The organism is Clostridium carboxidivorans P7 (assembly GCF_001038625.1).
GTDB lineage: Bacteria > Bacillota > Clostridia > Clostridiales > Clostridiaceae > Clostridium_AM > Clostridium_AM carboxidivorans.
On the sequence record NZ_CP011803.1, the window covers coordinates 4,598,906 to 4,623,731 of the forward strand.

Annotated in this window: 23 protein-coding genes and 1 rRNA gene; 11 read left to right on the forward strand and 13 right to left on the reverse strand. The window is 29.7% G+C overall.

The features are described from left to right. The first annotated feature begins 164 nt into the window (after positions 1-164). Together ytvI and yyaC are read left to right on the forward strand one after the other, a co-directional pair. Positions 165-1,220, forward strand: a complete 1,056-nt coding sequence (gene ytvI / locus Ccar_RS20655) for a sporulation integral membrane protein YtvI (RefSeq protein WP_007064801.1) — start codon at positions 165-167, stop codon at positions 1,218-1,220. 113 nt (positions 1,221-1,333) lie between these two features. Further along, positions 1,334-1,939, forward strand: coding sequence for a spore protease YyaC (yyaC, locus tag Ccar_RS20660; protein WP_007063403.1), 606 nt, complete (start codon positions 1,334-1,336; stop codon positions 1,937-1,939). Positions 1,940-1,962: 23 nt separating this feature from the next. On the opposite strand, the gene Ccar_RS20665 is transcribed toward yyaC, so the two are convergent. The 13 genes from Ccar_RS20665 to rpmH all read right to left on the reverse strand — a co-directional run bounded on the left by Ccar_RS20665 (position 1,963) and on the right by rpmH (position 11,694). Beyond that, positions 1,963-2,217 carry a YkuS family protein gene (locus Ccar_RS20665; RefSeq protein ID WP_007063402.1) on the reverse strand — a complete coding sequence of 85 codons (255 nt, stop codon included), beginning with the start codon at positions 2,215-2,217 and terminating at the stop codon, positions 1,963-1,965. 58 nt (positions 2,218-2,275) lie between these two features. Beyond that, a complete protein-coding gene (locus Ccar_RS20670; protein ID WP_007063401.1) occupies positions 2,276-2,776 on the reverse strand; it encodes a DUF4446 family protein in 501 nt (166 codons plus the stop codon). A gap of 57 nt (positions 2,777-2,833) precedes the next feature. After that, the gene (locus tag Ccar_RS20675; RefSeq protein ID WP_007063400.1) at positions 2,834-3,700 is read right to left on the reverse strand and encodes a ParB/RepB/Spo0J family partition protein; all 867 of its coding nucleotides are present in this window, start codon (positions 3,698-3,700) and stop codon (positions 2,834-2,836) included. Between the two features lie 7 nt (positions 3,701-3,707). Next, positions 3,708-4,475, reverse strand: coding sequence for a ParA family protein (locus tag Ccar_RS20680; RefSeq protein WP_007063399.1), 768 nt, complete (start codon positions 4,473-4,475; stop codon positions 3,708-3,710). 221 nt (positions 4,476-4,696) lie between these two features. Then, positions 4,697-5,473, reverse strand: a complete 777-nt coding sequence (gene noc, locus Ccar_RS20685) for a nucleoid occlusion protein (RefSeq protein ID WP_007063344.1) — start codon at positions 5,471-5,473, stop codon at positions 4,697-4,699. 100 nt (positions 5,474-5,573) lie between these two features. Continuing rightward, on the reverse strand, positions 5,574-6,293 hold the full coding sequence (gene rsmG / locus Ccar_RS20690) for a 16S rRNA (guanine(527)-N(7))-methyltransferase RsmG (RefSeq protein ID WP_007063343.1): 720 nt from the start codon (positions 6,291-6,293) through the stop codon (positions 5,574-5,576). Between the two features lie 24 nt (positions 6,294-6,317). Next, positions 6,318-8,207 carry a tRNA uridine-5-carboxymethylaminomethyl(34) synthesis enzyme MnmG gene (gene mnmG, locus Ccar_RS20695; protein ID WP_007063342.1) on the reverse strand — a complete coding sequence of 630 codons (1,890 nt, stop codon included), beginning with the start codon at positions 8,205-8,207 and terminating at the stop codon, positions 6,318-6,320. A 10-nt stretch (positions 8,208-8,217) separates the two neighbouring features. After that, positions 8,218-9,597: a tRNA uridine-5-carboxymethylaminomethyl(34) synthesis GTPase MnmE gene (gene mnmE / locus Ccar_RS20700; protein WP_007063341.1), complete on the reverse strand. Its 1,380-nt coding sequence runs from the start codon at positions 9,595-9,597 to the stop codon at positions 8,218-8,220. Positions 9,598-9,646: 49 nt separating this feature from the next. Continuing rightward, positions 9,647-10,270 carry an RNA-binding cell elongation regulator Jag/EloR gene (jag, locus tag Ccar_RS20705; protein ID WP_007063340.1) on the reverse strand — a complete coding sequence of 208 codons (624 nt, stop codon included), beginning with the start codon at positions 10,268-10,270 and terminating at the stop codon, positions 9,647-9,649. 14 nt (positions 10,271-10,284) lie between these two features. Beyond that, a complete protein-coding gene (locus Ccar_RS20710) occupies positions 10,285-10,944 on the reverse strand; it encodes a membrane protein insertase YidC (RefSeq protein WP_007063339.1) in 660 nt (219 codons plus the stop codon). Between the two features lie 20 nt (positions 10,945-10,964). Then, a complete protein-coding gene (gene yidD / locus Ccar_RS20715) occupies positions 10,965-11,174 on the reverse strand; it encodes a membrane protein insertion efficiency factor YidD (protein WP_007063338.1) in 210 nt (69 codons plus the stop codon). Further along, positions 11,174-11,506 carry a ribonuclease P protein component gene (gene rnpA, locus Ccar_RS20720; RefSeq protein WP_007063337.1) on the reverse strand — a complete coding sequence of 111 codons (333 nt, stop codon included), beginning with the start codon at positions 11,504-11,506 and terminating at the stop codon, positions 11,174-11,176. Before rnpA ends, yidD begins: the two co-directional genes overlap by 1 nt. 53 nt (positions 11,507-11,559) lie before the next feature. Then, a complete protein-coding gene (rpmH, locus tag Ccar_RS20725; protein WP_007063336.1) occupies positions 11,560-11,694 on the reverse strand; it encodes a 50S ribosomal protein L34 in 135 nt (44 codons plus the stop codon). A gap of 573 nt (positions 11,695-12,267) precedes the next feature. Between rpmH and dnaA the strand changes: the two genes are divergently transcribed. From dnaA to Ccar_RS20770, 9 genes are all read left to right on the forward strand, one after another. Further along, the gene (dnaA, locus tag Ccar_RS20730; RefSeq protein ID WP_007063335.1) at positions 12,268-13,620 is read left to right on the forward strand and encodes a chromosomal replication initiator protein DnaA; all 1,353 of its coding nucleotides are present in this window, start codon (positions 12,268-12,270) and stop codon (positions 13,618-13,620) included. A 260-nt stretch (positions 13,621-13,880) separates the two neighbouring features. Next, the gene (gene dnaN / locus Ccar_RS20735) at positions 13,881-14,984 is read left to right on the forward strand and encodes a DNA polymerase III subunit beta (protein ID WP_007063334.1); all 1,104 of its coding nucleotides are present in this window, start codon (positions 13,881-13,883) and stop codon (positions 14,982-14,984) included. Between the two features lie 22 nt (positions 14,985-15,006). After that, the gene (yaaA, locus tag Ccar_RS20740) at positions 15,007-15,213 is read left to right on the forward strand and encodes a S4 domain-containing protein YaaA (RefSeq protein ID WP_007063333.1); all 207 of its coding nucleotides are present in this window, start codon (positions 15,007-15,009) and stop codon (positions 15,211-15,213) included. Between the two features lie 104 nt (positions 15,214-15,317). Next, a complete protein-coding gene (gene recF, locus Ccar_RS20745; protein ID WP_007063332.1) occupies positions 15,318-16,409 on the forward strand; it encodes a DNA replication/repair protein RecF in 1,092 nt (363 codons plus the stop codon). A gap of 14 nt (positions 16,410-16,423) precedes the next feature. Further along, positions 16,424-16,687, forward strand: a complete 264-nt coding sequence (remB, locus tag Ccar_RS20750; RefSeq protein ID WP_007063331.1) for an extracellular matrix regulator RemB — start codon at positions 16,424-16,426, stop codon at positions 16,685-16,687. Positions 16,688-16,702: 15 nt separating this feature from the next. After that, entirely contained in the window at positions 16,703-18,616 is a 1,914-nt protein-coding gene (gene gyrB / locus Ccar_RS20755; protein WP_007063330.1) for a DNA topoisomerase (ATP-hydrolyzing) subunit B, read from the forward strand. Positions 18,617-18,632: 16 nt separating this feature from the next. Beyond that, the gene (gyrA, locus tag Ccar_RS20760) at positions 18,633-21,104 is read left to right on the forward strand and encodes a DNA gyrase subunit A (protein ID WP_007063329.1); all 2,472 of its coding nucleotides are present in this window, start codon (positions 18,633-18,635) and stop codon (positions 21,102-21,104) included. Positions 21,105-21,291: 187 nt separating this feature from the next. Beyond that, positions 21,292-22,727 (forward strand): IS1182 family transposase gene (locus Ccar_RS20765; protein WP_416101003.1). Its coding sequence is split into 2 segments (ribosomal slippage): positions 21,292-21,874 and positions 21,874-22,727, totalling 1,437 coding nucleotides; the frame shifts between segments, so codons are not numbered across the junction. A gap of 530 nt (positions 22,728-23,257) precedes the next feature. Beyond that, positions 23,258-24,769, forward strand: a 16S ribosomal RNA gene (locus Ccar_RS20770). Positions 24,770-24,826: the final 57 nt, after the last annotated feature.

The window sequence follows — 24,826 nt, forward strand, 5'->3', positions numbered from 1 at the left end:
ATATATGTTAGTTTATAAAAATTTCATTTACAGCAATCTATATTAGGTATTGTTTGTAAATATTGTTTAAATAATGCTTCTAAGATTTATCATTGAATATTTAGAATCACATTAAAAAACATATATCACCATATATTTATTTTTAAAAAGGTGGAGTGAATTAAATGGAAGATTTACTAAACAAAATTGATAAAATTGTAATTTTTTTTATAATATATACTATAGTTTTTTTAACATTCTTTAGCACTATAAATTATACTCTACCATTCGTACTAGCTTTACTATTTGCATTAATTTTAAAAAAACCAACTAAATATATTATGCGAACATTTAAAATTAGAAGCTCAATAGCATCTTTAATAACTACAATTACCTTTTTTACTATTTTAGTTTTAATTTTATCTTTTGGAATAGGTATGTTTACATCAGAAGCTATTCAATTAGGCAAAAATATCCAATTATATATTTCAAAGAATTCATCTAATGTATATGATTCTTTTGAAGAGCTTCAAAAATACTATAAAAATCTTGATCCTAATATAATTAATGCTGTAGATAAAAACTTTTCTAGTCTTGTTACTAAACTTTCTAATATAACTGTATTTATCACTGGTAAAATTGTATCTACTTTACTAGGATTTTTAGCATCAATTCCATATATAATTATGGTTATACTTTTTACTTTACTTGCTACATACTTTTTCACTAAAGATATCGTAGATGTTAAAGATAAGTTCTTAAACATTATTCCAGAAAATAAAACAGATAAAATATTTTATATTTATTTAGAAACAAAAAAAATGCTTGTTAACTATATAATGTCCTATATGCTTATTATAGGAATAACTTTTTTAGAAACTATTATAGTATTTTTATTCTTCAAAGTAAAATATGCAATTGTTCTAAGTGTATTATGCGCTTTTGTAGACATTTTACCTATTCTAGGTATAGGAACTATATATATTCCTCTTGCTATAATATATATTTTTTTATTCAAAAACTATATAACTGCATTTGGAATTATTATTTCTTATATTTTAGTATCAATAATAAGACAAATAATTGAGCCAAAAATTGTATCATCTTCATTGGGGATCAACCCGGTAGCAGTTTTAGCAGCTTTATTTATAGGTCTTAAATTAAATGGAATTTCTGGTATAATTTTTTGTATATTCCTTGTAGTTTTTTACAATATATTTAAAAAAATTAATATAGTTTAAAATGAGAATTCCTAATATTCATTTATTAGGAACTTTTTATGTGTAAAAAATAAAAATTTACGTATAAATAACCTTCATATGGTTAAAATTCATAATAACAGGAGGTTTTTTATATGATAAATAAATTAGTATTAGATTCCTCATCACCAAATTCTGTTTTTCAATTAAGAGATGTTTTAAGTAAAGAAATTTATCCTATAGCCAAATTAGGTAGACCTATAATTATCCTATGTATAGGTACTGATAGATCTACTGGTGATAGCCTAGGACCTTTAGTAGGAGACAAATTAAAGTTTTTAATTCGAGATAAGGTATTTTTATATGGAAATCTTGAAAATCCTGTTCATGCAAAAAACCTTTCTAATATTATAGAAGAAGTTAATAACAAATTTGAAAATCCTTTTATAATAGCTATTGATGCATGTTTAGGTAGTATTCAGAACGTTGGAAATATAGTATTAGAATCGAAGCCATTAAAGCCTGGCTCTGCTATGAATAAAGATTTGCCTCAAGTTGGAGATTTAAGTATAACAGGAATAGTAAATATATCTGGTGCTATGGAATTTATGGTTTTACAAAATACAAGGTTATTTACAGTAATGCAAATTGTAGAAGTTATATATAAAGGATTATACCATTCAATATTAAAAACTATTGGTGGCAAAAAATCCACTAAGATTTTTGCTAATAAGTTTACGGAAAATGCTAATGCACAATAAAGAATATAAATTTTGAAGGCATCTTAAAACAATCTGTTATATGACCTATTATTTAGTATGCACTCTATTTCTTCTATACTTTTACTGCCAGAATCTATTATTAACATGCCTTCTTCTTTTACACTATTATATATATTAGAATTTATTAATCCACCATTTTTTAAATTACATATTATAACATCACATTCTTTATTTCTTATTTCATCTATAACATTATATCCTCTTTTTCTTAACTGCTGCTTTATATATGTAAATTCTTCTGAAATAAAAATTTTCATAAAAAAAACCTCCTTTATAGGTTAATATTTCCCTTAAGGAGGTTTCTTATTCATTACTTTAAATTTTATTTAAACAATTTTGCAATACTTGTTTTTCTTCTTCTGATAAATCATATCTTGATATTCCTCTATCCACTGGTTTAGCATATGTAGTACTTTCATTTCTACCATATATTCCAGTAATAATAACACCATCATTATTTTCATCTAATAATGATATTGAAAAGCTTAAATCACTTCCCACATCTTCAAATGCTCTATATCTTACTACAGATACTTTTTGAACACATCCTTTTACTCTTGAATCTAATGTTTTATATAGTTCTTTTATATCATCTGAATTTTTTTCTACCTTATCTATTTTATCTAGATAACCTGTTACTAATTCTTCTAAATTTTTATTATCTACACCTCTCATAAACTTCCTATATCTGCTTTCCATCCTACTTAATGATTTAAAAGCACAAATTACCATAATAAATAGTATTATTACTATTATAAAAAGTGCACCAATAATATAAATTTGAAAATTGTTTATTATTCCTATGATGTTTTGCATTTTGTTTCTCCTTCCGTAAATGTTTCACGTGAAACATTAGAGCTGAAAATTTATAGTTTAATTTGTAATTTTTAATATCTCAAGTATTCTTTGAAGATCTTCATTAGAATAATATTCGATTTCTATTTTACCTTTATTCTTCTTATCACTTAATTGAACTTTAGTTCTAAATAAATTTTCTAATTTGTTTTTTATATCAACATAATATGGATTTAAATCATTTACTTGTTTTGTAGGCAATGCTTTTTTACTACTTAAATTTTTAATAAGTTTTTCTGTTTGTCTTACACTTAAGCCTTCATCTATTATTTCTTGAGCTAATTCATATTGAACATCTTTATTTTCCAAACTCAACAAAGCTCTTGCATGTCCCTCTGATATAACGCCATCAATTAAATAATCCTTTACTCTATCATCAATATTTAACAATCTCAACAAATTTGTTACGGAAGTTCTTGACTTACCAATCCTATTACTTAATTCTTCTTGAGTTAATTTAAAATCTTCAATTAACCTTTTATAAGCTAACGCTTCTTCTATAGGATTTAAATCTTGTCTCTGTATATTTTCTATTAAAGAAACTTCCAAAATCTCCTTATCAGATAAATCCATTATTATTGCAGGCACTTCCTTAATACCTGCAATTTTAGCTGCTCTCCACCTTCTTTCCCCAGCTATTATGCTATATGTATCTCCGTCAGCCTTTAACACTATAGGTTGAATAATTCCATGTTCCTTTATTGACTCTGAAAGTTGGATAATTTTATGTTCATCAAAGTTTTTTCTTGGTTGATTTCCATTAGCTTTTATTAAATTTATATTTATTAAACTTACGCTATCATTAGTTTTAGATTCATTTTCACTAATTGGTTGATCTGGTATCAACGCTCCAAGTCCTTTTCCTAATCCAAACTTTTTATTCAATACAACCTCACTCCTTTTGTCTCTTTAGGAATTCTTTAGTTAAATTTTCATATGCTTCTGCTCCTCTACATTTATCATCATAAAGCATTATTGGTAAACCAAAACTTGGTGCTTCAGCCAACCTTATATTTCTTGGAATAGTTACATCATAAACCTTATCTTTAAAATATTTTCTCACTTCATTTACAACTTCATTTGACAGCTTAGTTCTACCATCATACATACTCATAATTACTCCTTCAACCTCAATATTTTTATTGAGGGACTTCTTTACAAGTTGTATAGTGTTTACAAGTTGTCCTACGCCTTCTAACGCATAAAATTCACATTGTATTGGAATAAGTACACTATTAGATAATGTAAGAGCATTAATAGTAAGTAATCCTAAAGATGGAGGACAGTCTATAAATATAAAGTCAAACTTTTCATTTAATTGTTTAATCTTCTCCTTTAAGATATTTTCTCTATTAGGCTTATCTATAAGTTCAACTTCTGCTCCTGCCAGTTCCATTGTAGATGGTATAATATAAAAATTATCCACTAACTCACACTTTTTCATGACTTCATCTAAACTTACATCAGAAGTTAAAACATCATATATGGATTCATTAATAGTTCTCTTATCAAATCCTAATCCACTAGTAGTATTACCTTGAGGATCAATATCTATGTTTAGTATTTTATAACCTTGCATAGCTAGATAAGCACTTAAATTTATAGCTGTAGTAGTTTTCCCAACTCCACCTTTTTGATTAAATATTGATATTATTTTCATGATCGCCACCAACCTTATAATAAAAGCATTAGTAAATTATTATTCGTGATATAAACGCCTTATTTTTAATTATATATTTTTAAATGAAACATTTAAAGTACTTTAACAAAAATTTCACTTTAAGTTTCATAAAAAAAATTGAGCTATTAAAATAGCTCAAGGAAAAATTAAGTAAAATTTAAATGATTATGGGATTTAACAAATGTTTCACGTGAAACATTTTATTTTTTAGGTATTTTTATAGTAATTTGTATTTCATCTTCTAAATCTTCAGATGAATACTTTGCATTAAGTCCATATCTATCAAATACTTGTTTAACAGTGTTTATATATACTCTAGGTGAAAATATTCCTTTTATTTTTTTCTTACTATCTTTTCCTTTATTAGGTTCTAGTTTACTTAGTTGCTTTTCTACTAATATTTCTGTACTTTTAACATTTAATGATTTTTTTATTACTACATTTAAAACACTTTTTTGAAGTTTTTCTGTGGGCAATTTAAGCAATGCCCTAGCATGTCTTTCTGTCAAATTATTTTCTAAAACAATATTTCTTATTTCAGGTGTTAACCTTAATAATCTAATTTTATTTGCAATAGTAGATTGTTTCTTTCCTATAGCCTCTGCTAATTTTTCTTGTGTATATGAATGATCTTTTATTAAATTATAATAAGCTTCTGCTTCTTCTAAAAAATTTAAGTTATCTCTTTGCAAGTTTTCTAAAAGTGCAATAGCTGCAGATTCCCTGTCACTTATATCTACTATTATAACAGGAACTTTTTCTAATCCAGCTTTTTTTGCTGCTCTCAGTCTTCTTTCACCTGCTACTAATTCATATTTATCTTCACCTATTTTTCTAACTGATAAAGGCTGAATTATACCATATGTATTAATAGACTGTGCTAACTCTTCTAAACTTTCTTCATCAAAATGTTTTCTGGGTTGATATACATTAGGTGAAATTAAATCAACTGGTATATAATTAATATTTTCTTGCATATTTAACCATCCCTCTTGAGTTTTCCTATTATTAACATTTCTTTATCTTTTTATAAAATCCTTCTATTTTTTCTAATTTTTTTCCTACAAATTATTACAATTATTTTAAAGGTTTCTTGCTAGCCGTTCCAGCTTTTCTAGGATACGCCTTTGGTGTTTCTTTTACCTTTTTTATTATAACAAGATTATGATCTAAATCACTATCTTCAATATTTATTTTTATAATGTCATCAATTTTTCCACCTAGAATGGATATTGCTCTTTTACCATCTTTAATTTCATCATCCACAGAAGGACCTTTCATAGCAACAAAATATCCTCCTACTTTAACATATGGAATACACAATTCACTTAACACCGCAAGATTTGCAACAGCTCTTGATACTGCAACATCAACTTGTTCTCTATACTTAGGTTGTCTGGAAAAATCTTCTGCTCTACCATGAATAGTTTCTACATTATTTAAGTTAATTTTACTTACTACTTCATTTAGAAAATTTATTCTTTTATTCAAAGAATCTAAAAGTATTAAATTTAATTCTTGTTTCATAATTTTTATGGGTATTCCTGGAAATCCGGCTCCAGTACCTATATCAATAACATTTTTAGCTTGCTTCAAAGGAGAAAATTTAAAAATTTTTATGCAATCTATAAAATGTTTCTTAAATATTTGTTCATCATCAACTATAGCTGTTAAATTAATTTTTTCATTCCAAACTTTAATCATATCCTTATACTGACTAAACTTATTATAAGTATCTTCATTAAAAGGTAATGCTACATCCTTACAAGCCTGACTCATTATATCAAAATATTCCATAAATTATTCTCCATTCTAAAACATTTAATTACTTTGACTTTTACTTCTATATTCCCTTTCAAGATATATTAAAAGCACTGATATATCTGCAGGAGAAACACCTGAAATTCTTGAAGCTTGCCCTATATTCATAGGTTTCACCTTACTCAGTTTTTGTACAGCTTCTAATCTTAAACCATTTATATCATTGTAATCAATGTTATCTGGTATAGTCTTATTTTCAAATTTTTTAAATTGTACTACCTGTTCTAACTGTTTATTAATGTATCCTTCATATTTTGAAATAGTATTAACTTCTTCTTTTATATCGTCTGGTAATTCAATTCTATCATTATCTAAAGGCTCTACTTTGAAGTAGTCAAGTTCAGGTCTTTTTATAAGCTCATATAAACTGATAGATTTTTTAAGCTCTGTAGAATTCAATGATACTAAGAATTCAATAACTTCTTTTTTAGGATTAACTTGAATATTTTTCATTCTAGCTACTTCTTCTTCTATGGTTTTTTTCCTTTTTAAGAATTTATTATATCTTTCTTCATTAACTAAACCTATATTATGGCCTATCTCTGTTAATCTTAAATCTGCATTATCCTGTCTCAAAATCAATCTATATTCTGAACGTGATGTCATCATTCTATATGGTTCTTCTGTACCTTTAGTTACTAAATCATCTATAAGCACACCTATATATGCATCTGATCTTTTCAAAATCAAAGGTTCTTTTTCTTTAATTTTAAGAGAAGCATTTATTCCAGCAATAATTCCTTGTGCTGCAGCTTCCTCATATCCTGAACTTCCGTTTACCTGACCAGCTCCAAAAAGCCCTTCTATACTTTTGAATTCTAATGACAACTTAAGTTGCTGTGGATTTATACAATCATATTCTATTGCATAAGCTGTTCTTAAAATTTCCACATTTTCAAGTCCTTCTATCGTTTTGTACATAGCAAGCTGTACTTCCTCTGGCAATGAACTAGAAGCACCTCCTACATATAATTCTTCTGTATTCTCTCCTTCTGGTTCTATAAATATTTGATGTTTTTCCTTATCAGGAAATCGCATAACTTTATCTTCTATAGAAGGACAATATCTAGGTCCTACTGATTTTATAGTTCCATTATATAATGGTGATCTATGTATATTATCTCTTATAACCTTAAGTGTATCATCTGTAGTATACGTTAAATAACAAGATACCTGATCTCTATCAATGTTATCACTCATAAAGGAAAAAGGAACTATTTTTTCATCACCTTTTTGTTCTATCATTTTTGAAAGATCAACACTTCTTCTATTTACTCTTGCAGGTGTACCAGTTTTAAATCTTCTAAGTTCTATACCTAAATCTATAAGTTTTTGTGATAATTCATTAGCCGGAAAAAGTCCACTTGGTCCTCCGCTATAACTAACTTCTCCTATTATAATTTTTCCTCTTAAATAAGTTCCTGTAGTAAGTACAACAGCTTTTGTTTTAAAATAAGCTCCATTTTTAGTTAGTACACCACAAACTTTATTGTTTTCTACTTTTATGTCTACAACTTCAATTTGTCTTAAATAAAGATTTTTTTCCTTTTCTATAACATGTTTCATTCTCTCAGAGTATCTCTTTTTATCAGCTTGAGCTCTTAAAGAATGGACAGCAGGTCCTTTGGATGTATTAAGCATTCTTGATTGAATAAATGTGTGATCTATATTTACACCCATTTCTCCACCTAATGCATCTATTTCTCTTACCAAATGTCCTTTAGCTGTACCTCCTACATTAGGATTACATGGCATAAATCCAACACTATCTAAATTCATAGTACACATTAAAGTTTTACAACCCATCCTAGCTGAAGCTAGGCCTGCCTCACAACCTGCATGACCTGCTCCAATTACAACTACATCGTACTCTCCAGCAAAATATTCCATACAATTTTTCCTACTTTCCTAAACAAAATTCTGAAAATATTTTATTTATTATATCCTCTTCTAATGTATCTCCAGTTATTTCTCCTAAGTTCATCCAAGCATTCCTTATATCTATAGAAGCTAAATCTATAGCTGCCGTATTTTTTAATGCATCTAAAGCTTGAGCACAACTTTCGTTTGCTCTTATTAAAGCTTCTTTATGTCTTGTATTGGTTATAAGTATATCCTTTGATGTAACTTCACCTTTAAAAAATAATTCTCTTATACATTCTCTAAGTTTATCCAATCCCTCACCTGTTTTAGCAGAAGTTTCTACTATATAATTGGAATTAAGATTTTTTATATCCTCTTTATTTATTTTACCACCTAAATCACTTTTATTTAACAAAATTATATATTTTTTATCTTTTATATAATCTATAATTTCCCTGTCTTCATTATCTAATTCTCTACTTAAGTCTAACATTAATATAATTAAATCAGCCTCATTTATCTTTTCTTTAGATTTTTCAACTCCTATTTTCTCTACAAAATCATTTGTCTCTCTAATTCCTGCAGTATCTACAATCTTTACAGGAACACCATCTATATTTATATATTCTTCTATTACATCTCTTGTAGTCCCAGGTATTTCTGTAACTATAGCTCTCTTTTCTCTTAAAAGAGAATTCAAAAGTGAGGACTTTCCTACATTAGGCTTTCCTACAATAACAGTATTAAGACCTTCTCTAATTATCTTTCCTTCCTCTGCAGTTTTTAGTATGTTATTCACATCCCCAACTACATCTTTTAATTGCATTGTAACTTTATCAGCAGTTACCTCTTCTAGATCATCTTCCGGATAATCTACTGTAGCCTCTATATGAGCAACAATTTCCAAAAGCTTATTTCTTATTAAATTTATTTCTTCTGAAACTTTTCCTTTAGATTGAGCCACAGCTGATTTCATTGAAAGTTCAGTTTTAGCTCTAATTATATCTATAACAGCTTCTGCCTGACTTAAATCAATTCTTCCATTCAAAAATGCTCTTTTTGTAAATTCACCTGGTTCTGCTATCCTAGCTCCATTTTTAACTACTTCTTCTAGTATTCTTTGGGTTGCTACTACACCACCATGACAATTTATTTCAACTGTATCCTCAGCAGTAAAACTTCTAGGTGCTTTCATATAACTTACCAAAACCTCATCTAAAGTATCCCCAGTATCCTTTTCTATAATAAACCCATATCTAATAGTATAAGGTTTTATATCATCTAGCTTTTTTTCATTTACTCCTCTAAACAAACCACTTACTATTTTTAATGCTTTATCTCCAGAAACTCTTATGATGGATATACCACCTTCTCCTAAAACAGTACTTATTGCTGCTATAGTATCAAATTCTTTCATTCCCTCACTCCTTATTAAAACTTACTATTATAAAGCAAAAAGAAAGCCATTAGGCTTTCTTTAAATCCACTACAACTCTTCTATGAGGCTCTTCCCCTTCACTATACGTATCTACTGAAACATCATCTTGAAGCGCAGAATGAATTATTCTTCTTTCGTAAGGATTCATTGGCTCCAATTTTACAGCCCTTCCAGTTTTTCTAACTTTATCTGCTATTCTTCTTGCAAGTCTTTTTAAAGTTTCTTCTCTTTTTAATCTATAATTTTCAGTATCTAAAATTACTCTCTTGTATTCACCGTCATGCCCTTTATTAACAACAAGGCTTATAAGATATTGTAATGAATCTAAAGTTTCACCCCTATACCCTATAAGTATACCCATATCTGGACCAGTTAAAGATACTTTTATTAAATTACCTTCTTCTTTTGTTCTTATTTCAGCTTTAACTTTCATACAGTTTAATATGTCTCTTAAAAAAGCCTTAGCTTCATAAATATAATCTCTCTTAACCGTTACTTTTATTTTTGCAGGTCTAAAACCTATATTAAAAAATCCTTTTTTCCCTGAATCCAAAATCTCTACTTCAACTTTATCCTCTGTAACATTTAAATCATTTAAAGCAACTTTCAAAGCTTCTTCAACAGTTCTTCCTGTCATTTCTATAACCTTCATATACAGGTCACCCCCTAGGCTTTAATATTGCCTTTGTTTTTATCAACTTTCTTCATTACTAGTGTTTGTGCTATTTGAATTGAATTATTTACTACCCAATATAATACTAAAGCTGATTTTAAACTCCAGCTAATAAACACCATAAATATAGACATACCTACATTCATTGTAGTTGACTGTTTTGCTTGAGCACTATCTCCTGACATCATCATTAAAGATCCAGAAAAATATGTAGTTAAACCAGATAAAATAGCAAGAAAAATATCTCTTTTTCCTAAATCACTTATCCATAAGAAATGAACTCCATCTATACCATGCAAATTATTAAATACATAATAAAGTGCTATAAATATAGGCCATTGAATAAGCATTGGTAAACAGCCACTAAGTGGACTAGCTCCTTTTTCTTTATAGAGCTTCATCATTTCCTGCTGTGCCCTTTGTGGGTCATTTTTATATTTTTCCTGTATTTTTTTTGTTTCAGGTTGCAATTCACTCATAACTAACGAAGATTTAGTTTGTTTTATATTTAGAGGAAGTAATATAATTCTAATTATAAGTGTAACTAAAATAATCGCTATACCGTAAGAAATATTCTTATTAGGTATCACTCCTGCGACTCCATGATGTACTAATTCAAAAAATTGAACAAATGCATTATTTAAATATTGCAAAATATAAACCTCCTGACGATTTATTTAACTGGATCATATCCACCTTTATTGAAAGGGTTACACCTCAATATTCTTTTTATAGCCAAAAATCCACCTTTTAATACACCATACTTTTCTAAAGCATCTAAAGCATACTGTGAACATGTAGGATAAAACCTACAACAAGGCCTCTTTAAAGGAGATATATACTTTCTATATGATTTAATAAAAAAAATTAAAAATTCTTTCATTAATTATACAGTCCTGCCCTTTTTAAAAGATTTTTAATAGCATCACTTATTTCATTATAACTCTTTTCACTAGCAGCACTTCTTGCTATAAAAACTAAGTCATATCCTGTTAATAATTCACTATTATTCAATCTGTAGCTTTCCTTAATTAATCGTTTAACTCTATTTCTGGTAACGCTTTTGCCTACTTTTTTACTTACTGATATGCCTATTCTATTTACATCTTTTTTATTTTTATAAAAATACAATACTAATAAATGATTAGAAAAAGATTTTCCCCTTCTATATATAAACCTAAACTCTGAATTTTTTCTTACTTTTTGGTTTTTCATTTATCTTGCTCCTTTTTTTCTGCAATTGCAGAAAAAGGCCACAAAAGCGGCCCTTATGCTGTTAATCTTTTTCTACCTTTTAATCTTCTTCTCTTAAGAACGTTTCTTCCTGATGAAGTACTCATTCTTTTTCTGAAGCCATGCTCTCTTTTTCTTTGTTTCTTTTTTGGTTGATAAGTCATGAACATTCTAACTACACCCCCTTTTAAGTAAGTTATATGACCCTCTAAAACTCACTTTAAGCCTATGAGGATTACTTGCTTAAGTTAATATCAACTCATTACCATGTTTAAAGTTTCACTATTAAATTATATATTCATGAAGTTACAATGTCAACATAAATTCTATAAGTAAAAAAAGAAATAAAAACTAGCCTGTGACATTTTTTATTTCTTTTTTGTGGATAACTTCTTGAATAGGTTGTCAGGTTTTGATATTATTAATAGAGAGTTGTGTATAACTTATTTTTTTTAAAAGTTATGCACAGCTGTGTATAAAATTGTGCATAACTTGTTTCTAATCATATGAAAAGTACTTATACTTTTCATATTTTTGACTAACTACTTAATATTATTCACTGTTTATAATCTTAACATTTATTTTTTAACTCATGTTGATAACTTTTCAGCATGCAACAATATAAACAATTTTGTTAACATGTGAATATTTTTATAAACATTTGTCAAAAAACTATAATAGTGTTTATAATTATGTTCGTAAATTGTTAATTTTATTTTTTATTTAAGACTGGAGGATACAAAATGAATGCCCATCTAAAAGAAATATGGGAAAAAACATTAAACATAATAAAAGGTGAACTTACTGAAGTAAGTTTTAATACTTGGATAAAAAGTATTATCCCTTTATCTATGGACGATAATATCTTACATTTAAGTGTTCCTAATGATTTTACTCGAGGAATACTTAATACTAGATATAAAGACTTGATAATAAATGCATTAAAGCTTATTACATCCAAAAAGTATAATGTTGAATTTTCAATAGCTTCTGAAGAAGTTCAAACTTCGGAGGAGCCTAAAACAAAATTAAAAGATAATAGATCACATATAAATGTCAATGATGAGATGTCAACTATGCTAAATCCAAAATATACTTTTGATTCATTTGTAATAGGCAATAGTAACAGGTTTGCTCATGCTGCATCTTTAGCTGTAGCAGAAGCACCAGCTAAAGCTTACAACCCTCTTTTTATTTATGGGGGCGTTGGTCTTGGAAAAACTCATTTAATGCATGCTATAGGTCATTATATATTAGAAAATAATCCAAGTTCCAAAGTTGTTTATGTATCATCAGAAAAATTTACAAATGAACTTATAAATTCAATTAAAGATGATAAGAATGTAGATTTTAGAAACAAATATAGAAATATAGATGTTCTTTTAATAGATGATATTCAATTTATAGCAGGTAAGGAAAGGACTCAAGAAGAATTTTTCCATACATTTAACGCTCTGCATGATGCCACTAAACAAATAATTCTTTCAAGTGACCGACCTCCAAAAGAAATTCCTACACTTGAAGATAGGCTTCGTTCTAGATTTGAATGGGGACTTATTGCAGATATACAAGCTCCTGATTTTGAAACTAGAATGGCTATACTTAAGAAAAAGGCTGATGTAGAAAATCTAAATATACCAAATGAAGTTATGGTATATATAGCTACAAAAATAAAATCCAACATAAGGGAATTAGAAGGAGCTCTTATTCGAATAGTAGCTTTTTCTTCTCTAACTAATAAAGAAATTAGTGTAGATTTAGCTGCTGAAGCTCTAAAGGACATTATATCTAGTAAACAATCTAAGCAAGTTACTATAGATTTGATACAAGATGTGGTTGCTAATTATTATAATCTCAAAGTAGATGATTTTAAATCAGCAAGAAGAACTCGAAATGTTGCTTTTCCTCGACAAATTGCCATGTACTTATCTCGAAAACTTACAGATATGTCTCTACCTAAAATTGGCGAAGAATTTGGTGGAAGAGATCATACTACAGTAATACATGCTTATGAAAAAATATCCGGAAATTTAAAAGTTGATGAAAGTCTTCAAAATGCAGTTAACGACCTTACTAAGAGAATAAATCAAAAATAAATATAAACAATTGTTTATACTTATTTAATAATATCTTGTGGATAACAAAGAAATATTATTTATGTTCTAATTATGTGGATAAAGTCAAATGTTATGTGTTTACTTATCCACAATTATTTTTTCTTAATTTTTCAGCTATACCAACGATTATATGAGTTATCCACATAATCACAGCCCCTACTACTATTACTACTATAAATATATAATTATCTAATCTATAATATATTAAAAATATATTGTGAATAAGGAGGACCTATATTATGAAATTTACATGTGAAAAATCAATATTACAAGAAGGAATATCTACAGTACAAAAAGCTATAACAGGAAAGTCTACTCTACCTATCTTAAATGGAATACATATAAAAACCCATGAAAATGAATTGATTTTAACAGGATCAGATATAGATTTAAGTATAGAAAGTAAAATAAAATCAGACATAATTGAAGAAGGAAGTATAGTTATAGATGCAAAAATATTTGGAGAAATAATAAGAAAACTGGATAATGACACTATACATATATCTACTATAGACAATAATTCTATAGAAATTGTATGTAAAAAATCTAGATTCACTCTTATACACATGAATTCAGAAGATTTTCCTGAACTTCCTAACATAAATGAAAATATGATATTTAGCATACCTCAAAGCATATTAAAAAATATGATAAGAGGAACTATATTTGCTACTGCACAAGATGAAACAAGACCTATACTTACAGGTATACTATTTGAAATAAAAGATAAAAAGTTAAACTTAGTAGCACTGGATGGATATAGGCTTGCGCTAAAATCTGAAACTCTAGATACGGATAACATAATAAGTGCAGTAATACCAGGAAAAACTTTAAGTGAAGTATCCAAAATATTAGAGGAAAATGATGAAAGTGTGAACATAACATTCACACCAAACCATATTTTATTTAGTGTTGGAGAAACTAAAATTATATCAAGGCTTTTAGAAGGTGAATTTATAAAATATAATTCAATAATTCCAGAGGAATATAATTTAAAAATTATTGCCAAAAGAATAGTATTACTTAATTCTATAGAAAGAGCATCACTTATGGGTAAGGATGGCAATACAAATCTTATAAAGTTTGATATAGAAGATGAGAATATGGTAATAACCTCAAATTCTCAATTGGGAATGGTCAGGGAAGAGCTTAATATAATTTTGCAAGGTGAGCCTCTTCAAATTGCATTTAATTCTAAATATCTTATTGATGTTCTAAAAATAATGGAAGAAGATGAGGTAGTAATAGAATTATCAAGTAGTGTGAGTCCTTGTATAATAAAAAACAAGAACACCAATAATTGCACATACCTTGTATTACCTGTTAGATTAGTTAATAATTAAATTTAAAGCGAGGAAATTAATTATGAAGGAAATAGAAATAAATACTGATATTATAAAATTAGACTCTTTTTTAAAATGGTGTGGAGCTGTATCTTTAGGTTCTGAAGCTAAAATGTTTATACAAGATGGTTTAGTTAAAGTAAATAATGAAATTGAAGTAAGAAGAGGAAAGAAGCTTACAAAGGGAGATATTATAGAGTTTGATGGAGAAACTTATAAAATAATATAATTTACATTAAAGCATAAATTGATTTATAATTATTATTTGGCAATGTTCTAATGTTAATTGTGCATTAACCATAGTATGGTATAATTATGTTAGGTGTTTTTTGTATGTATATAAAATATTTGCAACTCATTAATTTTAGAAACTATAAAGAATTAAATATAGAACTAAATAAAAATATAAATGTTTTTATTGGTAATAATGCTCAAGGAAAAACCAATATTTTAGAGAGCATATATTATTGCAGTATTGGAAAATCTCCAAGAACAAATAAGGATAAAGAACTTATAAATTGGAATGGTAAAGAAGCGTACATAAAGTTGTACGTTTCAAAGGATAGAATAGATAAAAAAATAGAAATAAAAATTTTTAAAGAAGGCAAGAAGGGTGTAAATGTAAATTCTATTAAAGTAAATAAGATATCTGACCTTATGGGAGTTTTTAATGTAGTTATGTTTTCACCTGAAGATTTAAAAATAGTTAAAGAATCTCCATCACATAGACGAAAGTTTTTAGATATAGAATTATGCAAATTGAGTAAAAAGTATTATTTCAACCTGGTTCAATACAATAAAGTTTTAAATGAAAGAAACGTAGTTTTAAGGAAATGGGATAAGAAAAATTTAGATATGTTACAAGTGTATGATGAGCAACTTGCTAAGTATGGAGCATATATAGTTAAAACTAGGGATCATTATGTAAAAAAACTTACAGAAAAGGGCATAATAATACATAAAAATATAACCTCAGGTTCTGAAAATATAGAATTCAACTATATAACAGGTGTAAAAAGTATTGATAACTCAGAAGAAGAAATTCTAAATTTATTAGAAAATAATAGATTAAAAGATTTTGAAAAGAGAATTACATCTTTTGGACCTCATAGAGATGATTTTAGTATAAAAATAAATGGAGTAGATACTAGAAGTTATGGTTCACAAGGACAGCAAAGAACTTCAGTTTTAACTATTAAATTTGCTTCTTTAGAAATAATAAAAGAAACTATTGGTGAATATCCAGTTCTTTTATTAGATGACGTTTTATCTGAACTCGATTCTAATAGACAAAAATATATATTAAATTCTATTAGTGATATACAAACATTTATAACCTGTACTGGGATTGAAGATATAAAAAATAATTTAAAAAAAGATTCTCAATTATTTGTAGTTGAAAAAGGTTTTGTTAATAGAATTTGAAAGGAGATTGTTTTATGTTTTTACACTTAGGTGAAAATATAGTGGTTCCAATAAAAGATATAATTGGTATATTTGATGTGGAAAATTCAATGTATAGTTCTGATACTATTCAGTTTTTGAGAATGGCTGAGGAAGATGGCTTTGTTCAAAGGATTACTAAGGATAAACCAAAGTCCTTTATTATAGCTGAAGTTGATAAAAAAAGTAAAATTTATTTATCACCTATTTCTTCATCTACTTTAACTAAAAGATCAGAAACTTTATATTATGAGCCTTAGAATAGGAGGATAGGTATGTCAGAACAAAAAAAACAAGTTTATGATGAAAATCAAATACAGGTATTAGAAGGACTGGAAGCAGTAAGAAAAAGACCAGGAATGTATATAGGAAGTACAAGTGCTAGAGGGCTTCATCATTTAGTTTACGAAATAGTTGATAATAGTATAGATGAGGCTTTAGCTGGTTTTTGCAAAAATATAGAAGTTTTTATACATAAAGATAATTCGATTACTGTTACTGATGATGGTAGAGGAATGCCAGTCGGCATGCATCCAAAAATGAAAAAACCTACTGTAGAGGTTATAATGACAGTTCTACATGCAGGTGGAAAATTTGGCGGCGGTGGATACAAGGTTTCAGGAGGACTTCATGGTGTAGGAGCTTCTGTTGTAAATGCACTTTCAGAATTATGTGAAGTTGAAGTTAAAAGAGAAGGACATATATGGAAGCAAGCATTTGAAAGAGGTAAGGTTAAAACGGGTCTTGAAATAGTAGGTGACAGTGAAGGACATGGGACTAAGATTCACTTTAAGCCAGATGCCGAAATTTTTGAAGAAGTAGATTATGATTATGATACATTAGCTCAAAGATTAAGAGAATTAGCATTTCTAAATAGAAATATAAGGATTAATCTAAGTGATGAAAGAATTGATAAATTAGAAGTTTTCCATTATGAAGGTGGAATAAAATCTTTTGTATCTTATCTAAATAGAAATAAGCAGGTAATTAATAAAGAGCCAATATATGTTGAAGGGAATAAACAAGATTGTTCTGTTGAAATTTCCATTCAATATAATGATGGATACACAGAAAATATATTTTCTTTTGCAAACAACATAGATACAGTAGAAGGTGGAACACATTTAGCTGGATTTAAGTCTGCATTAACAAGAGCTTTTAATGATTATGCAAAAAAATTTGGAATTTTAAAAGAAAATGATAAAAATTTATCTGGAGAAGATATAAGAGAAGGCCTTACAGCAGTTATATCAGTAAAACTTATTGATCCTCAATTTGAAGGTCAAACAAAAACAAAACTTGGTAATAGTGAAGTTAGGGGAATAGTTGATGGTATAGTAGGTGAAGGAGTAAGTTCTTTTCTTCAAGAAAATCCACAAGTAGCAAAGTCTATACTTGATAAGTCATTAATGGCATCACGTGCTAGAGAAGCAGCTAGAAAGGCTAGAGAATTAACTAGACGTAAATCAATACTTGAAAATACATCTTTACCAGGTAAACTTGCAGATTGTTCGTCTAAGGACCCCAAAGAATGTGAAATATATTTAGTTGAGGGTGATTCTGCAGGAGGTTCTGCAAAACAAGGAAGAAACAGAAGATTTCAGGCTATATTACCTCTTCGTGGTAAAATAATGAATGTTGAAAAGCAAAGACTAGATAAAATTTTAGGATATGAAGAAATAAGAGCAATGATAACAGCTTTTGGTGGAGGAATAGGCAAGGATTTTGATGTTGAAAAAATAAGATATGATAGGATAATTATAATGACCGATGCTGATGTAGATGGTGCACATATAAGAACATTGTTACTTACATTTTTCTATAGATACATGAAGGAACTAGTAGATCAAGGACATGTATATATAGCTCAACCACCACTTTACAAGGTTGCTAAAGGTAAAAAAGAACACTATGCTTATAGTGATAAAGAATTAGAAAAATTACTTGAGGATGTGGGCGGAAAAGACAATAATACAAATATCCAAAGGTATAAAGGTCTTGGAGAAATGGATGCCACACAACTTTGGGATACTACTATGAATCCAGACGAAAGAGTCTTACTTCAAGTAACAGTAGAAGATGCTATGGCAGCTGATGAAATTTTTACTATACTTATGGGTGATAAGGTAGAGCCTCGTAGAGAGTTCATACAAGAAAATGCCAAAAAGGTTATAAACCTAGACATATAATAAAGAGGTGTAATTAATGTTTAATGAAGGAAAGATTTTACCAGTAGACATAAGCCATGAAATGAAAAAATGTTATATAGATTATGCTATGAGTGTTATTGTAGGCCGTGCTTTACCAGATGTACGTGATGGTTTAAAACCTGTACATAGAAGAATTCTTTATTCTATGCATGAATTAGGGTTAACACCTGATAAGGGATATAGAAAGTGTGCAAGAATAGTTGGAGATGTTTTAGGTAAGTATCATCCACATGGTGATACAGCCGTTTATGATGCTTTAGTTAGATTAGCCCAAGATTTTTCTATAAGATATACATTAGTAAATGGACATGGAAACTTCGGTTCTGTAGATGGAGATAGCGCAGCAGCTATGAGATATACAGAAGCTAAAATGAATAAAATAACTCTTGAAATGTTGAGAGATATAAATAAAAATACAGTAGATTTTGTTCCAAACTTTGATGGAGAAGAACAAGAACCATCAGTAATACCAGCAAGATTTCCTAACTTACTTGTTAATGGATCTGCAGGGATAGCTGTAGGTATGGCAACTAATATTCCTCCACACAATTTAACAGAAGTTATAAATGGTATATCAATGCTTATAGATAATCCTGAAGTAACAATAACAGAATTAATGACAGAAATAAAAGGACCTGATTTTCCTACTGCAGGTATAATACTTGGAAAGTTGGGAATAAGGGATGCATACGAAACAGGAAGAGGAAAAGTTATTGTAAGAGCTAAAACTGATATTGAAGAGGAAAAAGGACGACATAGAATAATCGTAACTGAAATACCTTATCAAGTAAATAAAGCTAAGCTTATAGAAAGTATAGCTGACTTAGTTAAGGATAAAAAAATAGAGGGAATTTCAGACATTAGAGATGAATCAGACAGGGAAGGTATGAGAATTGTAATAGAATTAAAAAGAGATGCCAACCCTAATGTAATTTTAAATCAACTTTATAAACATACCAAAATGCAAGATACTTTTGGTATTATAATGCTTGCACTTGTAAATAATAAACCAGAAGTATTAAACTTGAAACAAATTCTTGTACATTACTTAGAATTCCAAAAAGAAGTAATAAGAAGAAGAACTAAGTTTGATTTAGATAAAGCTTTAGCTAGAGCACATATCTTAGAAGGATTGAGAATAGCACTTGACCACATAGATGAAGTTATAAATCTTATAAGATCTTCAAAAAATGGTGAAGAAGCTAAAAATGGTCTTATGAATAGTTTTAATCTTTCTGAAAAACAGGCTCAGGCTATATTGGATATGAGACTTCAAAGGCTTACAGGCTTAGAAAGAGAAAAAATAGAAAATGAATATAAAGAATTAGAAAATACTATAGCATATTTAAAAGATGTATTAGCAAAAGAAGAATTAGTTTTAAAAATAATAAAAGAAGAGCTTACAGAAATAAAAAATAAATATGGTGATGACAGAAGAACTGAAATACAAAAAAATGATAATGAGATAAGTATAGAAGACTTAATACAAGAGCAGGAAGTAGTTGTAACACTAACACATGCCGGATATATAAAGAGAATAGCAGCGGATACATATTCTGCTCAAAAGAGAGGCGGAAAAGGAATACAAGCAATGACTACAAAGGAAGATGATTTTGTAGAGCATATGTTTGTTACATCAACACACAATAATATATTGTTCTTTACAAATAGAGGTAGGGTTTATAAGTTAAAAGGATATGAATTACCAGATGCAGGTAGAACAGCTAAAGGGGTAAATTTAATAAACTTATTACCTATTGAAACTAATGAAAAAATACAGGCCGTTATAACTTTTAAAGAGTTTGATAAAACTAACTATTTTATAATGGGAACAAGACAAGGATTAATTAAGAAGACTCAAGTTAGTCAATATTCATCTATAAGAAAAAATGGATTAAATGCAATAAACTTAAGAGAAGATGATGAACTTATAGGTGTTAGAATGACTACAGGAGAAAGTGAAATACTTGTATTTACCAAGAATGGTTATGCTATCAGATTCAATGAGAGAGATGTAAGGCCTATGGGAAGAACTGCCACAGGTGTTAAAGCTATAACCTTAAGAAAAGAAGATATAGCAGTTGCTATGGATATAGTATGTGAAGGACAGGATGTTTTGGTCATAAGTGAAAATGGCTTTGGAAAGAGGACTCCTGTATCTGAGTACACTCCTCATAGAAGAGGTGGAAAAGGTATGATAACATATAAAATAACAGAAAAAACAGGGGCTATAGTTGGAGCTAGAGTAGTAAAAGATGAAGATGAAATGATGCTTGTAAATAGCAGTAATGTAGCTATAAGATTAAATGTATCAGGTATATCAACAACTAGTAGAAATGCAATGGGTGTTACTTTAATGAGAACAGATGAAGAACAAAAGGTAGTTGCTATTGCTAAAATTAATTATGATGAAAACGTAGAAAAAATTGCTGAAGAAAAAGATGATGAAATATCAGAAAATGAATAAAATCTTAAAACAAATGAGAGGTATTAGTACCTCTCATTTGTTTTAAGATTGCAGGCTGTTGATAAACATATTTTGTCAGCAGCCTTTTAAATTTTTAGCCCGATAGGGCTTTTTTTTAATTCAAAAAGGATTTTAAGATTTTGTGTAGAATTAATATAATATCAGATTTTTTAAGGAGTTAACTATTATGATTAAAGAAAATAATTCTGCACAGCAACAATTAGAGTTAGTATATATAGAAAATTTAGTTCCCAAAGATCATATCTTAAGGAAAATTGATAAATATATAGATTTTTCATTTATAAGAGATTTAACTAAGGACTTCTATTGTCCTGATAATGGACGACCAGCAATTCAGCCAGTAGTTTTATTCAAAATGTTATTTATAGGTTACTTATTTGCAATAAGATCAGAGCGACAGCTCGTGAAAGAAATTGAAGTAAATGTAGCTTATCGCTGGTTTTTAGGATTTTCATTAACAGATAAAATCCCAAGTCATTCTACTATAAGCCAAAATAGAATAACAAGATTTAAGGATACAAATATATACCAAGAAATCTTCGATAATATTGTATTTCAAGCAATAAATAAAAAATTGGTAGATGGTAAAATTCTATATACAGATTCTACACATTTGAAAGCTAACGCTAATAAAAACAAGTTTACAAAAGAACAAATTACACAATCAACCAAAGACTATTTTAATGAGTTAGAAGAAGACATTAATAAGGATAGAGTAGCTCATGGAAAACAACCTCTAAAAAAAAAGATAAAATAGAAAAAACTAAAGAAATTAAGACCAGTACTACAGACCCTGATAGTGGCTATATGCATAGGGATGGAAAACCAAAAGGATTTTTTTATTTAGATCATAGAACTGTAGATGGAAAGTATAACATAATAACAGATGTTTATGTAACGCCTGGTAACATAAATGATGTAGATCCTTATATAGAAAGACTAGATGTTCAAATTAAAAAGTTTAATTTGCAAACTAAATATGTTGGAGCCGATGCTGGTTATTCTACTAATAATATTTGTAAACAAATATTTGAACGAGAACTAAAAGCAGTTATGGGCTATAGACGTAGTCCTCATGTAAAAGGTAAATTTACTAAATTTAGATTCCAATATGTTAAAGAACAAGATGTATATTATTGTCCAGATTTAAGAGCATTAGAATATAGAACTACTAACCGTGATGGTTATAGAGAATATGTATGTAAAATCGAGTACTGCAGCCAATGCAATAAAAAAGAAAATTGCTTATCAGATAAAAGCAAAAGAAAAGTTGTTTATCGCCATGTCTGGGAAGATTACAAGGATGAAGTAATCAAATTTACTAAGACTGATAAAGGAAAATGGCTATATAAAAGAAGAAAAGAAACTATCGAGCGTAGCTTTGCAGATTCAAAAAATCTCCATGGTCTGCGCTATTGTCGCATGCGTGGAATTAAAAAAGTTTCTGAACAATGTTTGTTAACAGCAGCAGTTCAGAATATGAAAAAGATAGCCAGGGTGCTATCGCACCTATTTTTGCAATTTTTAAAGAATTCACTAACCAATTTATGGATAACATTCTCTTTTTATATGCTACCGCATAAATATTTAAGACAAAATTAAACCCAGCACTTTAAAAATGCTGGGTTTATGAACAATCTGAAATCTTAAAACAAATGAGAGGTATTAGTACCTCTCATTTGTTTTAAGATTGAAATTAATGATATTCTTCGTTATATTACTAAGCAAACTAAACCAGGTGTATCCTTATAAGAAAAAGCTCAAAAATTCGAGATATAAGCAGGAAATTTATTATATTTAAGTGTAATGGATATAGTTTAACAATAAAAAGAAATTAAATTTGATAAAATAACACATGTCGCTGATAAGTACAGCAACTTAAACTAATTAATGTTTGACAGACTTCAGCTCACATGATATACTACAAAAGTCGTGTGATTGTTGAAAAAGGATTTAAAAAAAGTTCTTGACAAGATTAATCAAACATGATAAGATATAAAAGTCGTCAGGGTACGACAAGATCCTTGAAAATTAAACAGAGTGAAAGTAAGATAAAAATCTTATTTTAAATAAGCCAGTATTAGTTAAACTAATAAGTTTAACGTCAATAATTTGAGTACAGATTAAACTTTTAAATTGAGAGTTTGATCCTGGCTCAGGACGAACGCTGGCGGCGTGCTTAACACATGCAAGTCGAGCGATGAAATCCCTTCGGGGATGGATTAGCGGCGGACGGGTGAGTAACACGTGGGCAACCTGCCTCAAAGTGGGGGATAGCCTTCCGAAAGGGAGATTAATACCGCATAACATTAGTTTTTCACATGAATTACTAATTAAAGGAGTAATCCGCTTTGAGATGGGCCCGCGGCGCATTAGCTAGTTGGTGAGGTAACGGCTCACCAAGGCCACGATGCGTAGCCGACCTGAGAGGGTGATCGGCCACATTGGAACTGAGACACGGTCCAGACTCCTACGGGAGGCAGCAGTGGGGAATATTGCACAATGGGCGAAAGCCTGATGCAGCAACGCCGCGTGAGTGATGAAGGCCTTCGGGTTGTAAAGCTCTGTCTTTGGGGACGATAATGACGGTACCCAAGGAGGAAGCCACGGCTAACTACGTGCCAGCAGCCGCGGTAATACGTAGGTGGCGAGCGTTGTCCGGATTTACTGGGCGTAAAGGATGCGTAGGCGGATGTTTAAGTCAGATGTGAAAATCCCGAGCTTAACTTGGGAACTGCATTTGAAACTGGATATCTAGAGTGCGGGAGAGGAGAATGGAATTCCTAGTGTAGCGGTGAAATGCGTAGAGATTAGGAAGAACACCAGTGGCGAAGGCGATTCTCTGGACCGTAACTGACGCTGAGGCATGAAAGCGTGGGTAGCAAACAGGATTAGATACCCTGGTAGTCCACGCCGTAAACGATGAATACTAGGTGTAGGAGGTATCGACTCCTTCTGTGCCGCAGCTAACGCAATAAGTATTCCGCCTGGGAAGTACGATCGCAAGATTAAAACTCAAAGGAATTGACGGGGGCCCGCACAAGCAGCGGAGCATGTGGTTTAATTCGAAGCAACGCGAAGAACCTTACCTAGACTTGACATCCCCTGAATTACCTGTAATGAGGGAAGCCCTTCGGGGCAGGGAGACAGGTGGTGCATGGTTGTCGTCAGCTCGTGTCGTGAGATGTTAGGTTAAGTCCTGCAACGAGCGCAACCCTTATCATTAGTTGCTACCATTAAGTTGAGCACTCTAGTGAGACTGCCCGGGTTAACCGGGAGGAAGGTGGGGATGACGTCAAATCATCATGCCCCTTATGTCTAGGGCTACACACGTGCTACAATGGTGAGTACAGAAAGATGCAAGACCGTGAGGTGGAGCAAAACTTTTAAAACTCATCTCAGTTCGGATTGTAGGCTGAAACTCGCCTACATGAAGCTGGAGTTGCTAGTAATCGCGAATCAGCATGTCGCGGTGAATACGTTCCCGGGCCTTGTACACACCGCCCGTCACACCATGAGAGCTGGCAACACCCGAAGTCCGTGAGGTAACCGTAAGGAGCCAGCGGCCGAAGGTGGGGTTAGTAATTGGGGTGAAGTCGTAACAAGGTAGCCGTAGGAGAACCTGCGGCTGGATCACCTCCTTTCTAAGGAGTCGACAAAGTAGGTAATTCTACTTTGAAGGTTTATTTAATAGCTCTGTT

What these genes read in the sequence shown, in the direction of transcription:
- ytvI (WP_007064801.1), top strand. Translation starts at nt 165, where the DNA reads ATGGAAGATTTACTAAACAAAATTGATAAAATTGTAATTTTTTTTATA.
- yyaC (WP_007063403.1), top strand. Translation starts at nt 1,334, where the DNA reads ATGATAAATAAATTAGTATTAGATTCCTCATCACCAAATTCTGTTTTT.
- Ccar_RS20665 (WP_007063402.1), bottom strand. Translation starts at nt 2,217, where the DNA reads ATGAAAATTTTTATTTCAGAAGAATTTACATATATAAAGCAGCAGTTA.
- Ccar_RS20670 (WP_007063401.1), bottom strand. Translation starts at nt 2,776, where the DNA reads ATGCAAAACATCATAGGAATAATAAACAATTTTCAAATTTATATTATT.
- Ccar_RS20680 (WP_007063399.1), bottom strand. Translation starts at nt 4,475, where the DNA reads ATGAAAATAATATCAATATTTAATCAAAAAGGTGGAGTTGGGAAAACT.
- noc (WP_007063344.1), bottom strand. Translation starts at nt 5,473, where the DNA reads ATGCAAGAAAATATTAATTATATACCAGTTGATTTAATTTCACCTAAT.
- rsmG (WP_007063343.1), bottom strand. Translation starts at nt 6,293, where the DNA reads ATGGAATATTTTGATATAATGAGTCAGGCTTGTAAGGATGTAGCATTA.
- mnmG (WP_007063342.1), bottom strand. Translation starts at nt 8,207, where the DNA reads ATGGAATATTTTGCTGGAGAGTACGATGTAGTTGTAATTGGAGCAGGT.
- mnmE (WP_007063341.1), bottom strand. Translation starts at nt 9,597, where the DNA reads ATGAAAGAATTTGATACTATAGCAGCAATAAGTACTGTTTTAGGAGAA.
- jag (WP_007063340.1), bottom strand. Translation starts at nt 10,270, where the DNA reads ATGAAGGTTATAGAAATGACAGGAAGAACTGTTGAAGAAGCTTTGAAA.
- yidD (WP_007063338.1), bottom strand. Translation starts at nt 11,174, where the DNA reads ATGAAAGAATTTTTAATTTTTTTTATTAAATCATATAGAAAGTATATA.
- rnpA (WP_007063337.1), bottom strand. Translation starts at nt 11,506, where the DNA reads ATGAAAAACCAAAAAGTAAGAAAAAATTCAGAGTTTAGGTTTATATAT.
- rpmH (WP_007063336.1), bottom strand. Translation starts at nt 11,694, where the DNA reads ATGTTCATGACTTATCAACCAAAAAAGAAACAAAGAAAAAGAGAGCAT.
- dnaA (WP_007063335.1), top strand. Translation starts at nt 12,268, where the DNA reads ATGAATGCCCATCTAAAAGAAATATGGGAAAAAACATTAAACATAATA.
- dnaN (WP_007063334.1), top strand. Translation starts at nt 13,881, where the DNA reads ATGAAATTTACATGTGAAAAATCAATATTACAAGAAGGAATATCTACA.
- yaaA (WP_007063333.1), top strand. Translation starts at nt 15,007, where the DNA reads ATGAAGGAAATAGAAATAAATACTGATATTATAAAATTAGACTCTTTT.
- recF (WP_007063332.1), top strand. Translation starts at nt 15,318, where the DNA reads ATGTATATAAAATATTTGCAACTCATTAATTTTAGAAACTATAAAGAA.
- remB (WP_007063331.1), top strand. Translation starts at nt 16,424, where the DNA reads ATGTTTTTACACTTAGGTGAAAATATAGTGGTTCCAATAAAAGATATA.
- gyrB (WP_007063330.1), top strand. Translation starts at nt 16,703, where the DNA reads ATGTCAGAACAAAAAAAACAAGTTTATGATGAAAATCAAATACAGGTA.
- gyrA (WP_007063329.1), top strand. Translation starts at nt 18,633, where the DNA reads ATGTTTAATGAAGGAAAGATTTTACCAGTAGACATAAGCCATGAAATG.